Here is a 13,020-nt window from a genome sequence, read left to right as displayed (position 1 = left end):
TGGTTAAGCCTGTGGTTGCTCGATGTCGACCAGAATCGTGCCCTCGCTGACCATGTCGCCTTCAACGCAGAACAGGGCCTTGATCATACCCGCGTGGGGTGCACGGATGCTGTGCTCCATCTTCATTGCCTCCAGCACGACCAGTGCCGTGCCGGCCTCGACGGTCTGGCCCGGCTGGATCAATACGCGCACGATACTGCCGTTCATGGGCGCGGCAAGACCGCCTTGGGGTGTGTGACTGGCTTGCGCTGCAGCAATCGGGTCGAAGCGGGTCACTGGATAGAGCTGACCCTGCCAGTCAAGATACAGCGTGTCGCCCTGACGGATCGCTTTGATGCGTTGCTCCGTTCCGTCCGAGCCGAGGCTGCACGCTGTTTCTCCGTCGAGCCGAGCCTGGCCTTCCGGACATAGGCGAACCTTCCTGTCGGCGCCCTGGCAACACAGATGGAGTTCCGCCTCGGCGGGGAGCCCCAAGCGCCAGCCGCTGCGCAGGTTCCAGGGCGAGTAGCCGGCGCGGGGCTGACCGTGTCTTGGCGCGCTTTGCAGCCAGGCATCTGCCGCGAGCAGCCAGAATGCGTCCGGCAGTTCCGCACGCCCCGGTAACAGCTCTGCCTGATAGCGTTCGATGAAACCGGTGTCCAGGTCGCCCGCAGTAAAGGCCGGGTGCGCCAGGATGCGCTTCAGAAAGGGCAGGTTGGTCTCGAACCCGCCCAACGCCGTCTCCCCCAGCATCGCCAGCAACCGCAGCCGAGCTTCTTCACGGGTTTCACCCCAGGCGATCAACTTGCCCAGCATCGGGTCGTAGAACGGCGATATGTCGTCCCCTTGAGACACGCCGGAATCAACCCTTCGTCCGGGCCCGCTGGCCGGTTCGCGATACAGATGAAGTCTGCCGCTCGCTGGCAGGAAATCCTGCTCCGGATCCTCTGCATACAGGCGGACCTCGATTGCGTGTCCATTCAGTTGCACCTCATCCTGACGGATCGGCAGGGGCTCGCCGCGCGCCACGCGAATTTGCCAGGCGACCAGGTCGAGCCCGGTGATGGCTTCGGTAACCGGATGCTCCACCTGCAGTCGTGTATTCATCTCCATGAAGAAGAAGTCCCCACGCGCATCAAGGAGAAACTCCACCGTCCCGGCGCCGACGTACCCGATGGCAAGGGCCGCCTTGACTGCCGCTTCGCCCATGGCACGGCGCAGCGCAGGCGTCAGCCCAGGCGCTGGCGCTTCTTCCACAACCTTCTGATGACGTCGCTGGATCGAGCAGTCGCGTTCATTGAGGTAGAGGCAGTGTCCGTGCTGATCGGCAAACACCTGAATCTCGACATGACGCGGCGCGAGCACGTATTTTTCTACCAGCATTCGTGAGTCGCCGAAGGCAGACTGTGCTTCGCGCTGCGCCGACTGCAGGGCATCAGCCAGCTCCGCTTCCCGCGCCACCACCTTCATGCCCTTGCCGCCACCCCCTGCCGTGGCCTTGAGCAGGACCGGGTAGCCGATACGCTCGGCTGCGGCCCGGAACGTGTCGACGTCCTGCTCCGCGCCATGGTAGCCCGGGACCAGCGGGACACCGGCTGATTCCATCAGCGCCTTGGCACCCGCTTTGCTCCCCATGGCGTCGATGGCGCTGGCGGGGGGACCGATAAAAATCAAGCCCGCCTGCTCGACGGCTCGGGCAAAGTCAGCGTTTTCGGAGAGGAAACCGTACCCGGGATGGATCGCCTGCGCGCCGCTGAGCGTCGCCGCGCCGATGATCCTGTCGATCACCAGATAGCTGTCAGCCGGCTTGGCGCCACCGAGGTCGATGGCCAGATCGGCTTCACGCACATGGCGAGCCTGACGATCAATGGCGCTGTGCACTGCGACGGATTTCAGGCCCAATGCCCGAGCGGTGCGCATCACCCGGCAGGCGATTTCGCCCCGATTGGCAATGAGGATCGTGTCGATAGGCTGGTTACTCATGAAGGTTGCCCTTGCCACGCCGGAGCGCGTTTTGCGAGGAAGGCGTTGAGACCTTCCTGACCTTCGTCGCTGACGCGGATGCGGGCGATGCACTCTTCGGTATACCGGCGTAATTCCGGTTGGAGCACGCCGCTGCCCACTTCGCGCAGCAGTGCCTTGGTCGCCGACATCGCCTGCGGGCTGTTCAGCAGCAGATTGTCGATCCACTGCCCGACGTGCTGATCGAGCTCATCTGCAGGACAGCATTGGCACAGCAGCCCAAGCTCACGTGCCCGCTCTGCGCCGAAGCGTTCGGCGGTCAGGGCGTAGCGGCGCATGGCACGCTCGCCAATGGCCTGCACCACGAATGGACTGATCACCGCCGGCGCCAGCCCGATCCTGACTTCAGAAAGACTGAACAGCGCATCGTCTGCGCCTATGGCCACATCGCAACAGCTGACCAGACCAACCGCGCCACCAAAGGCCGCACCCTGGACGACAGCCAGGGTAGGGATGGGGAGGGCGTACAGTCTGTACATCAGGTCCGCCAGCTCATGCGCATCTTCCAGGTTTGCCTGGTAATCGAGTGAGGCTGATTGCCGCATCCAGGCAAGATCGGCGCCGGCGCTGAAGTGTCGGCCGCGGCCACGCAACACCAGAAAGCGCAGGCTTGTGTCGTCGGCGATGGCATTCAGCGCACGGTTCAGTTCGCGGATCATCTCGGCGTTGAACGCATTGTTCTTTTCAGGGCGATCCAGCCACAGGGTGGCGAAGCCGCGTGCGTCAGGTTCGATCTGCACGGTAGTAAAGTCAGTCATAAACGCTCCAAAAACACACGTTGCTCAGCTCAATCGGTTTTCAACGGAACGAGGGCGGTTACATGCGAAATACGCCGAACCGGGTCTGTTCGATCGGCGCGTTGAGCGAAGCAGAAATGGCCAGGCCGAGTACATCACGTGTCTGCGCGGGATCGATGACGCCGTCATCCCAGAGTCGGGCGCTGGAATAGTACGGGTGCCCCTGCAATTCGTATTGCGCGAGGATCGGTTGTTTGATGCGTGCTTCTTCCTCGCTGCCGAAGGGTTCTCCAGCCCGCTCGCTCTGCTCGCGCTTGACCTGCACGAGCACGCCGGCCGCCTGTTCGGCGCCCATTACGCCGATGCGCGCATTCGGCCACATCCATAGAAACCGTGGGTCGTAGGCGCGACCGCACATGCCGTAGTTGCCGGCTCCAAAACTGCCACCAATGATCACCGTGAACTTGGGTACCTGTGCGCAGGCCACGGCAGTTACCAGCTTGGCACCGTGTTTGGCAATGCCGCCTGCCTCGTATTTCTGTCCGACCATGAACCCGGTGATGTTCTGCAGGAACACCAGGGGAATGCCCCGCTGGCAGGCCAGCTCAATGAAATGTGCGCCTTTCTGCGCCGCCTCGGCGAACAGCACGCCGTTGTTGGCCAGGATCGCCACGGGGTAGCCATGCAGATGGGCGAAGCCGCAGACCAGGGTCGTGCCGAACAGCGCCTTGAACTCATCGAACTCACTCCCGTCGACGATGCGAGCAATTACCTCGCGCACCTCAAAAGGCTGCTTGGCTTGTGCCGGGATGATGCCGTAGAGCTCTTCAGGTGCATGCGCCGGCGGGATCGGAGCGCGGGTGTTGATTACGCCCTGCTTGCGCCAGTTGAGGTTGGCGATGCAGCGCCGGGTGATCGCCAGGGCGTGCTCGTCGTTGTCAGCGTAATGATCCGCCACGCCACTGGTCCTGCAATGGAGATCGGCGCCGCCAAGGTCTTCGGCGCTGACTTCCTCGCCGGTAGCGGCCTTTACCAGCGGCGGACCAGCGAGAAAGATGGTCGCCTGATTACGCACCATGATCGTTTCATCGCTCATGGCCGGTACGTAGGCGCCGCCGGCAGTGCACGAGCCCATGACGACAGCAATCTGGGGTATACCCATCGCACTCATGTTGGCCTGGTTGAAGAAGATACGACCGAAATGGTCTCGATCCGGGAAGACTTCGTCCTGCCTGGGCAGGTTTGCGCCCCCCGAGTCGACCAGATAGATGCACGGTAGGCGGTTCTGTTGTGCTATCGCCTGGGCGCGAAGGTGTTTTTTGACGGTAAGCGGATAGTAGCTCCCGCCTTTTACCGTGGCATCGTTGGCCACGATCATGCATTCGACGCCTTCCACGCGACCGATACCGGCTATCACGCCAGCAGCCGGCACGTCCTCATCGTATACACCATGCGCTGCGAGCTGGTTGATCTCGAGAAAGGCGGAACCGGCATCGAGCAGGCTGTTGATGCGTTCGCGGGGCAACAATTTGCCGCGCGATCTGTGGCGTTCCTGCGCCCTGGTGCCGCCGCCTTCGTGGATGCTTGCAAGCAGCGTGCGAAGCGCGTCGACCTGGTCGCGCATGCAGGCGCTATTGGCAGCGAACTCGGGCGAGCGGGTGTTGATGTGTGTGTTCAGGATGGCCATGAGCCCACTCCGTCAGGTGGTCAATGTCAGCACGAACCGTATGCCAGGTACTCGCGTGCTCCGACGTGGCGCGTCGTTCGACTTGCAGCGCTGAAACCACGTATCACCTGGTTTCGTTGAACAGTTCCCGCCCGATGAGCATGCGGCGGATCTCGCTGGTGCCGGCGCCAATCTCATACAGCTTGGCATCGCGCAGCAGGCGACCGGTGGGGTAGTCGTTGATGTAGCCATTGCCGCCGAGAATCTGGATGGCGTCCAGCGCTATCTGGGTCGCCCGTTCGGCCGTATAGAGAATGACCCCGGCGGCATCCTTGCGCGTGGTTTCGCCGCGGTCGCAGGCCTGAGCCACAGCGTACAGGTAGGCTCGGCTGGCGTTGAGCTGCGTATACATGTCAGCGACCTTGCCCTGGATAAGCTGAAATTCGCCGATGCTCTGACCGAACTGCTTGCGATCGTGAATGTACGGCACGATGACATCCATGGCCGCCTGCATGATGCCCACCGGGCCGCCGGATAGCACCACGCGCTCGTAATCCAGGCCGCTCATCAGTACCCGCACACCGCCATTCTCCGTGCCCAGCACGTTTTCCTCGGGCACTTCCACATCATCGAAAAACAGCTCGCAGGTGTTGGATCCGCGCATACCGAGCTTGTCGAACTTTTCGCTCCGTGAAAAACCCTTCCAGTCCCGCTCCACGATGAAGGCGCTGATTCCCTGGGGCCCCTTGTCGGGAGCTGTTTTGGCGTAGATCACATAGGTATCGGCGTCGGGCCCGTTGGTTATCCAGGTCTTGCTGCCGTTGAGTACATAATGGTCGCCGCGCTTGTCGGCACGCAGCTTCATCGACACCACGTCCGATCCGGCGCTGGGCTCGCTCATCGCCAAGGCGCCGACGTGTTCACCGGAGACGAGCTTGGGCAGGTACCGGGATTTCTGTTCGGCGCTGCCGTTGCGTTTGATCTGGTTGACGCACAGGTTGGAATGCGCGCCATAGGACAGCGCCACCGATGCGGAGCCGCGGCTGATTTCCTCCATGGCAACGACATGCGCGAGATAGCCGAGGCCCGAGCCGCCGTATTCTTCTTCCACGGTGATGCCGAGCAAGCCCAGGTCGCCGAACCGGCGCCACATGTCTGCAGGAAAGTGATTGCTGCTGTCGATGTCCGCAGCCCGCGGTGCCAGTTCGGTGGCAACGAAGTGCCGTACCTGTTCGCGCAGCATGTCGATGGTTTCGCCGAGGGCGAAATTCAAGCTGGGGTATGTCATGGCGCACCTTGATTATTGTTCTTCTGGAGGCAATCAATGAAACGATTGTCAGCCATTTCTGCTTTACGTTAACGTAAAGGCGATGCAGCGGACTGTCAACGTGCGCCATTGCAACCCATACCATCCCGTTGATCTCGTAACTGTCGCCAAGGAACGTCTATGACTGGCAGGACCTACAGCATTTCCGAATTGTCACGGGAGCTGGATGTGACCACCCGCACGATCCGGTTCTACGAAGAGCAGGGCATGCTGACCCCGACCCGGCGGGGCCAGGAGCGCATTTACACATCCAGGGACCGTGGCACCCTGAAACTGATTCTGCGTGGCAAGCGTATCGGCTTCTCGCTGGCCGAATGCAAGGAGCTGATCGCGCTTTACGATCCCCATGGCGACAACCATCATCAGTTGAACATCATGTTGGGCAAGATCGCCGAGCGCCGACTGCAGTTGGAGCAGCAATTGCTGGATATTCAGCACATGCAGATGGAGCTGGATGCGGCAGAAGAGCGCTGCCGCGCGGCGCTGGCCGGGATCATGGAGGACTGAGACGGCGGCCGTCGGCCTCTGCCGTATGCGTGGGCCGGGGATCGCCCCCGGCGCAAAATGCTCTTACCATTGCACGCCGATCTTGCCGAAGTGACTACCGCTCGCTTCGTGCTTGAAGGCATCGGCAAGCTGCTCCAGCGGAAAGCAGCTGTCGATCACTGGGCGTATGCCGCTGCTGTTCAATGCCCGGACAAAGTCCTGTTGCTGGCGCCGGTTGCCAACCGTGATGCCTTGCAACCGCACCTGCTTGCTCATCAACGCAGCCGTCGGCACCTCACCCATTGTTCCGGTCAACACGCCGATCAGAGAAATATGCCCGCCAAAACGTACGGCCTTGATCGACTGCGCAAGGGTGCCCGGCCCGCCAACTTCGACTACGTGATCCACACCCTGCCCAGCGGTCCAGTTCAGCACGGCCTTACCCCAATTCTCTTCCTGACGGTAATTGACGGTAAAATCCGCGCCGAGGCCCTTCGCCCGCTTGAGCTTTTCATCTGATGACGACGTGATCGCCACGGTTGCGCCCATGAGCTTGGCTATTTGAAGCGCCCAGGTCGACACACCGCCGGTGCCGAGCAATAGAACCGTATCGCCGGCCTTGAGCTGACCATCGACCACTAGCGCACGCCACGCCGTTAGCCCTGCCGTGGTAATGCACGCCGCTTCAACCGCGTCATAGCCTCGCGGCGCATGGGTGAAGGCAGTAGCAGGCAACACCACCGCTTCCCGAGCGAAACCGTCGATACCGTCTCCAGGCACGCGCCGAAACCCGCCAGCCACCGGCTCTCCATCCTGCCAATCAGGAAAGAAGCAGGAAACGACCATATCGCCAACGACGAACTCGGTGACTCCCGCGCCGACGCTTTCCACGGTTCCCGCACCGTCCGCCAATGGAATTCGCCCGTCCTCGCTCGGGATGTAGCCATCAACGACCGCTAGATCATGAAAATTGAGCGAGCTGCCATGCATTGCCACACGGATCTCCCCTGCGCCGGGCTCGCCCGGATCGAGCCGCTCAGCCAAGGTGATCGCTTCGATGGCTCGAGGGGAACCGACGGTCATGACTTTCATGCTGCCTCCAGATGATTGATTGGTTGTTGACCGTTGCGGACGCGCGTCGGCTTGATGAGCCCATGTAGAACCCATCGGTAGAGCACGGTTCTCGGGGCGGCGACGGTCGGCATGTCAGCCCAACGCGTGTCGAACTACCTGACGCCTTGCTGGCTGATGGCAGAATGGAGCAGATCGATGGGGGGGCGGTATCGCTGTAAAGAATGCTGTCCAGCCACTGAACGTCCAAATGAGTCATGACAACAGGAGGCAACTTGCTCATGGAAAGACTTTCATGGAAAGCATAAGTAGCCATATCGCCACCACAACCCCAGCGACTTACATGCCTGTCTGCAGCGATGCTGCATGTTGCGGTTGTTCAGCAGCTCTGGACTCGTACAATGCTTCGTTGGTCCATACGAAAGCGGCGCATGACGGCTGCTGACGTTCGTACAAGAGCCCCGGCACACCGAAGCGTTACGGGTTGCGCACTCAAATAGGAACACGGCCTTGCATTCTGCTACCGGCAGTCTGATTTCACGTTGGTTGTTGATTTTTCTGCTGCTTATCGCGGCGTACTTTTTTCACGATTTCCTGGTGCCGGTTTTAGGTGCGCTGATCATCGGCTTCGCGAGTTGGCCGGTGTACCAGCGTCTCCATGCGTCATGTGGCGGACGGGACGCGGTTGCGGCCAGCCTCGCGGTGGCTACGGTTATGCTGGTGCTGATCGTCCCGCTTTCCTTTGCTTTTGCTTTCGCTCTTGAAGAGGTCAGGGGCTGGCTGGAATGGTTGATCGAGGCCAACCGCGCCGGAGCCGTCATGCCAGACTGGCTGCAGTCGTTCCCGGTCATTGGCGGCGCGCTGGCTCCATATTGGCAGCAGTATGTCGGAGAGCCCCATGCCCTCAGCGACCTGATCGCCTTGTTGAGCGGAGAACAGCTGGGAAGCATTTATCGTTGGGTACTCGCGATGAGCAGCCGGGTTTTTCACTTGCTGCTGATCATGATCTTCATGCTGATCACGCTGTTTTTCGTGTACAAGGATGGCCGTCTTATTGCTGCCCAGCTTGATCAGGTTGGAGAAGCCGCACTGGGTGAGCGCTGGGCACGCTTCTCAAGAATGGTGCCGGCTACGGTCAGCTCAACTGTCACGGGCATGGGTCTGGTCGCGCTGGGCGAGGGCGTTGTTCTTGGCACCGCCTATTGGATAGCAGGCGTGCCATCTCCAGTGGCGCTCGGCGTTCTGACTGGATTCATGGCGCTGATTCCCGGCGGCGCACCGCTCGCCTTTACGCTCGTATCCCTGTATCTCGGCGCGAGCGGGGATGCAGTTGCTGGCTTGGCTCTATTTTTCTGGGGAAGCATCGAGCTGTTCATTGTCGACAAGACCATTCGGCCACGGTTGGTCGGCGGGCCGATTAAGCTACCGTTCCTGCCCACGTTCTTCGGCCTGATCGGTGGCGTGACTACCATGGGTATTGTCGGGCTGTTTATCGGGCCCGTGTTGATGGCGTTGCTGGTGGCCATCTGGCGAGAGAGTTTGCACAGCATCACTGCGGCTCGCTCGGAACTCCCCGAGTGAGTTTGGGCCTAAACACAGCGGCATCAGTTTCGCCCGACGGCAGCTTTCGATCTGCTTCGGCTGTCCTGTCGCTTGCCTGTGGCTCGGCGGTCGTTGCCACAATTTGACAACATTTCCCCGCTGGACGCTGCTCGGCCGATGCCAGTAAGCTTATTCCACCTCCCAGCATGGAACCCTTTGTGGACCCTAGCCCAGCACGACCCTGCGCTTGCCCTGTTTTCGCCTGTGGGCGGGCAGTTCGATGATAGAAATCCTGTTTACTCTCCTGCTTGGCATTCTGGTCATTGTCGCGATTATCGCTGCGAACGGTTATTTCGTTGCGCAGGAATTTGCGTACATGGCGGTGGACCGCACCCGGCTCTCAGCGCTGGCTGCCGCTGGTGACCCGTCTGCCGCCCGTGCACTGGCTGTCACTCAGCGCACCAGTTTCATGCTTTCCGGTGCTCAGTTGGGCATCACCATTACCGGCCTGCTTGTCGGTTACGTTGCCGAGCCGCTGGTTGGCGAATCATTGGGTGCGTTGCTCGCGACCACTGGCGTTTCGCTCGAAACGGGCATCGCCGTCGGCACTGGGCTGGCGCTTGTCGTTGCGACGCTCTTTCAGATGATCGTAGGTGAGCTGTACCCGAAGAATCTGGCCATTTCGAATCCCGAACCGCTGTCGCTCGCGCTGGCTCGTTCGACGCTGGGGTATATGGCGGTCTTCGGATGGCTGATCAGCTTTTTTGACAAAGCCGCCAATCTCTTCTTGAGATTGTTGCGGATTCAGCCCGTGCATGACCTGGATGTCAGTGCATCAGATGCGGATCTGCCTCACATCATCGCCGACTCGCGGGCAAGCGGGGATTTGCCGCTAGAACTCTCGCTCATGATGGATCGTATCCTCGACTTTCCGCACCGCAATGTTGAACATGCGATGGTGCCTCGGTCTCAGGTTGACTGGGTAGATCCCGACACCACCCTGGACGAACTTCGTAAGCTGATGACAAGCGCGCATACGCGCTATCCCGTGATCGATGACGATGACGCGCCAGTGGGGGTCGTTCACCTCGCCGACGTGCTGGCCCGTATTTCCGCGGGAGAGCTGAGCGACACCGTTGGCTCGTTGATGCGTCCTGCCACCGTGCTCCCCACCTTGATGCTCCTGCCAGATGCACTTGATCAACTGGTGCAGACAACCAACCAGCTTGCTTGCGTTATCGATGAGTACGGTGGCTTCGCCGGTGTGCTTACCATCGAGGACCTGGCGATGGAAGTTGTCGGTGAAATCACTGACGAGCACGATGCTCAGGTCGGGGCGTCGGTCGTGGCCGAAGGGGATGACACATGGGTGATGGAAGGTGACATGCACCTTGATGAAGTCAGACGCACCATTGGCCACGACCTGCCCCCTGGGGATGTGGAAACTATCGCGGGCATGCTCATTGCGCAACTTGGCGCTCTCCCTCGCGAGGGCGATACCGTCATCGTCGATCTCCCGGTCGACCCCGCTGAGCTCGTTGCGGATGAACCCATGAGGCATCGACTGTTGATAGACGTGCTGCGCATCGAGCGACACGTGCCGACCTCTGTGCGTATTCGTCTGGTGAAGCTGCCTCTGGAAGAGGAAGAGCAATGAGCGACCCGCTGCTGGTTATCGTTGTGACCATCGCTCTCATCGCGTTGAGCGCTTTCTTCGTGGTCATCGAGTTTGCGTTGCTCGGCGCCCGTCGCCACCGCCTCGAGGAAATGGCCGGGGAAAGCGCCTCCGCTCGGGCTGCCTTGCGTGGAATGAATGATCTGACGTTAATGCTTGCCGGCGCGCAGCTGGGTATCACGTTGTGCACCTTCGCGCTCGGGGCAGTCACCAAGCCTGCGGTCGATTACTGGCTTCACCCGATATTCATTGTCTGGGGTTTGCCAGAATGGGGCGCAGGCGCGGTGGCGTTCGGCATTGCGCTGTTTCTGGTCACGTTTCTGCATTTGGTTGTTGGTGAGATGGCGCCCAAGTCCTGGGCTATCGCGCATCCTGAAAGGTCGGCGCTTTCCATCGGCCTGATTTCACGCGCGTATATCTGGCCCCTGCGACCGTTATTAAGCGGAGTGAATCGACTCGCCAATAAGCTGGTGAGAGCGTCAGGCGTGGAGCCGGTGGAAAGCGCAGCGGTAGGTGGGCGTGATATCGAAACTATCCGTCAGCTCGTCGAACATTCAGGCGAAGTCGGAACCCTCAAGCCGCAGATGCACCAGCAACTCTCCAGCCTGATTGATCTGGGAACGCTGCCGGTAAAGGCCTTGCTGGTGGAGGGCGAAGAATCGGTGCATGTCATGCCAGACGCGACGGTAGCCGACGTGCGCGCCGCTGCCATCGAGTCAGGACATCTGCGCATCCTGCTGCTTGCCCCCGAGGGAAGCCTGCCGAGTGTTGTCCACGTTCGGGACACGTTGCTGGATCTGCCGACTCGTCCTGCACAGGAGTTGGCGCGAGTAGCCTTCGTGTTGAACTCGGAAACGCCGGTCTATGAGGCGCTTGCACGGATGCGCAAGGCGAGCGTGCAACTTGCCGTAGTGACGGATGAAACCGGTCTGCGCGGCGTTGTGACGTTGGCAGATATCGTCAAGCGGGTGCTGCCGACACCTACTCCCGCCGGCAGCACCGTACCTCGAAATCCGCAAGCCCGGAGCGCAACCGGAAAGTAAGTGACGACAGGGCATTACAGTCCCCAGGAGCGTTCTCGCCCTAAGGGACTGTCAGTCAGACGACTCCTTGCGCAAGCATCGCGTCGGCGACCTTCACGAATCCCGCAATGTTCGCCCCGGCCACGTAATTGACGAATCCGTCGGGTTGCGCACCAAAGTGCACGCAGGAGTTATGGATCGACTTCATGATCCCGTGCAGCTTTTCATCCACCTCTCCGGCAGTCCAGTGCAGCCGCATGGCGTTCTGGGACATTTCGAGCCCGCTGACAGCCACGCCCCCCGCGTTCGATGCCTTGCCTGGCGCAAAGAGAATGCGCCGGGAGAGGAACAAATCGACGGCTTCAAGGGTAGATGGCATGTTGGCCCCTTCGGCCACGCAGATGCAGCCGTTATCGAGCAGCTGCTTCGCATCGGCTTCGTCGAGTTCGTTCTGGGTAGCGCAGGGCAGGGCGATGTCACAGGTCAGATGCCAGGGAGTGCGTTGGGGCAGGTATCGGGCGCCGGTGCCGGCGAACTCGTTCAGCCTCCCGCGCTGCTCGTTTTTCAGACGCATCAGTTCGGACCATTGCCCTTCGGTCATACCGTCCGCGAAGTAGAGGGTCCCGTCTGAGTCGGAGACAGAAATGACGATCCCGCCGAGATCGATGACCTTTTGTGCGGCATATTGAGCGACGTTGCCGGAGCCCGAAATGGCGACACGCTTGCCCTCGACGCTTTGGTTTCGGCCCTTGAGCATTTCTTCGGTGAAATAGACGCAGCCGTAACCCGTCGCCTCCGGCCTGATCAGGCTTCCCCCGTAGGAAACACCCTTGCCGGTCAGGACGGAAGTAAATTCGTTCCGCACGCGCTTGTACTGGCCGTACATGTAACCTATCTCGCGCGCGCCCACGCCGATATCCCCTGCCGGAACGTCCAGATCGGCGCCGATGTGTCGAGCCAGTTCAGTCATGAACGACTGGCAAAAGCGCATCACTTCTCCATCGCTGCGCCCTTTTGGATTGAAATCCGACCCACCCTTACCGCCGCCCATGGGCAAGGTCGTTAGCGAGTTTTTGAATACCTGCTCGAAGGCGAGAAACTTCAGCACGCTCAAATTCACCGAAGGATGGAATCTGATGCCTCCCTTGTAGGGGCCAATCGCGCTGTTCATCTGGACTCGGAAGCCGCGATTCACCCGCACCAGGCCCTGGTCATCCACCCAGGGCACTCTGAACATGATTACCCGTTCGGGCTCGACGAGACGCTCGACGATGCCGCTATTGAGGTAGACCGGATGTTGCTCGAGATACGGCCAGACGGAAGTAAAAAACTCTTCTGCGGCCTGATGGAACTCCGGCTGGTCCGGGTCGCGATTCTTGATATTTTCAAGGCAGGACTTCAGGGTGAGGGACATTGAATATACTCTCGGCGGTAAATGCACCCGGACGACGATGGACCGGCAAAGGGAGCTATCGTGCCAGATCGCTGCTCCG

The 13,020-nt window shown here is 60.6% G+C and carries 10 protein-coding genes; 4 read left to right on the top strand and 6 right to left on the bottom strand.

The window, feature by feature from the left end; all coding sequences use genetic code 11:
* Positions 1-3: 3 nt before the first annotated feature.
* The 4 genes from KEM63_RS08445 to KEM63_RS08430 all read right to left on the bottom strand — a co-directional run bounded on the left by KEM63_RS08445 (position 4) and on the right by KEM63_RS08430 (position 5,692).
* Positions 4-1,962, bottom strand: coding sequence for an acetyl/propionyl/methylcrotonyl-CoA carboxylase subunit alpha (locus tag KEM63_RS08445; protein WP_223650661.1), 1,959 nt, complete (start codon positions 1,960-1,962; stop codon positions 4-6).
* Positions 1,959-2,759: a gamma-carboxygeranoyl-CoA hydratase gene (locus tag KEM63_RS08440; RefSeq protein WP_223650660.1), complete on the bottom strand. Its 801-nt coding sequence runs from the start codon at positions 2,757-2,759 to the stop codon at positions 1,959-1,961. Before KEM63_RS08440 ends, KEM63_RS08445 begins: the two co-directional genes overlap by 4 nt.
* A 58-nt stretch (positions 2,760-2,817) precedes the next feature.
* On the bottom strand, positions 2,818-4,425 hold the full coding sequence (locus tag KEM63_RS08435; protein WP_223650658.1) for a carboxyl transferase domain-containing protein: 1,608 nt from the start codon (positions 4,423-4,425) through the stop codon (positions 2,818-2,820).
* A 103-nt stretch (positions 4,426-4,528) separates the two neighbouring features.
* Positions 4,529-5,692 (bottom strand): isovaleryl-CoA dehydrogenase, encoded by a 1,164-nt coding sequence (locus KEM63_RS08430; RefSeq protein ID WP_223650655.1) that lies wholly within the window; start codon positions 5,690-5,692, stop codon positions 4,529-4,531.
* Positions 5,693-5,851: 159 nt separating this feature from the next.
* On the opposite strand from KEM63_RS08430, the gene KEM63_RS08425 reads away from it, so the two are divergent.
* On the top strand, positions 5,852-6,238 hold the full coding sequence (locus KEM63_RS08425; RefSeq protein WP_223650653.1) for a MerR family transcriptional regulator: 387 nt from the start codon (positions 5,852-5,854) through the stop codon (positions 6,236-6,238).
* 63 nt (positions 6,239-6,301) lie between these two features.
* Here KEM63_RS08425 and KEM63_RS08420 read toward each other — a convergent pair whose 3' ends face one another.
* Positions 6,302-7,309: a zinc-dependent alcohol dehydrogenase family protein gene (locus tag KEM63_RS08420; RefSeq protein ID WP_223650652.1), complete on the bottom strand. Its 1,008-nt coding sequence runs from the start codon at positions 7,307-7,309 to the stop codon at positions 6,302-6,304.
* 528 nt (positions 7,310-7,837) lie between these two features.
* On the opposite strand from KEM63_RS08420, the gene KEM63_RS08415 reads away from it, so the two are divergent.
* From KEM63_RS08415 to KEM63_RS08405, 3 genes are all read left to right on the top strand, one after another.
* Positions 7,838-8,869, top strand: coding sequence for an AI-2E family transporter (locus tag KEM63_RS08415; RefSeq protein ID WP_267461143.1), 1,032 nt, complete (start codon positions 7,838-7,840; stop codon positions 8,867-8,869).
* Positions 8,870-9,110: 241 nt separating this feature from the next.
* Positions 9,111-10,487 carry a hemolysin family protein gene (locus tag KEM63_RS08410; RefSeq protein ID WP_223650647.1) on the top strand — a complete coding sequence of 459 codons (1,377 nt, stop codon included), beginning with the start codon at positions 9,111-9,113 and terminating at the stop codon, positions 10,485-10,487.
* Positions 10,484-11,548, top strand: coding sequence for a hemolysin family protein (locus KEM63_RS08405; protein WP_223650646.1), 1,065 nt, complete (start codon positions 10,484-10,486; stop codon positions 11,546-11,548). Before KEM63_RS08410 ends, KEM63_RS08405 begins: the two co-directional genes overlap by 4 nt.
* Before the next feature lie 55 nt (positions 11,549-11,603).
* Here the strand turns inward: KEM63_RS08405 and gdhA are convergent, their stop codons facing one another.
* Positions 11,604-12,941, bottom strand: coding sequence for an NADP-specific glutamate dehydrogenase (gdhA, locus tag KEM63_RS08400; RefSeq protein WP_223655848.1), 1,338 nt, complete (start codon positions 12,939-12,941; stop codon positions 11,604-11,606).
* Positions 12,942-13,020 lie beyond the last annotated feature (79 nt).

Source organism: Halopseudomonas nanhaiensis, assembly GCF_020025155.1.
Classification (GTDB): domain Bacteria; phylum Pseudomonadota; class Gammaproteobacteria; order Pseudomonadales; family Pseudomonadaceae; genus Halopseudomonas; species Halopseudomonas nanhaiensis.
This window is presented reverse-complemented; position numbering and strand designations above follow the sequence as displayed.

Coding starts and splice junctions, on each gene's coding strand:
- KEM63_RS08445 (WP_223650661.1), bottom strand. CDS start 1,962: ATGAGTAACCAGCCTATCGACACGATCCTCATTGCCAATCGGGGCGAA.
- KEM63_RS08440 (WP_223650660.1), bottom strand. CDS start 2,759: ATGACTGACTTTACTACCGTGCAGATCGAACCTGACGCACGCGGCTTC.
- KEM63_RS08435 (WP_223650658.1), bottom strand. CDS start 4,425: ATGGCCATCCTGAACACACACATCAACACCCGCTCGCCCGAGTTCGCT.
- KEM63_RS08430 (WP_223650655.1), bottom strand. CDS start 5,692: ATGACATACCCCAGCTTGAATTTCGCCCTCGGCGAAACCATCGACATG.
- KEM63_RS08425 (WP_223650653.1), top strand. CDS start 5,852: ATGACTGGCAGGACCTACAGCATTTCCGAATTGTCACGGGAGCTGGAT.
- KEM63_RS08420 (WP_223650652.1), bottom strand. CDS start 7,309: ATGAAAGTCATGACCGTCGGTTCCCCTCGAGCCATCGAAGCGATCACC.
- KEM63_RS08410 (WP_223650647.1), top strand. CDS start 9,111: ATGATAGAAATCCTGTTTACTCTCCTGCTTGGCATTCTGGTCATTGTC.
- KEM63_RS08405 (WP_223650646.1), top strand. CDS start 10,484: ATGAGCGACCCGCTGCTGGTTATCGTTGTGACCATCGCTCTCATCGCG.
- gdhA (WP_223655848.1), bottom strand. CDS start 12,941: ATGTCCCTCACCCTGAAGTCCTGCCTTGAAAATATCAAGAATCGCGAC.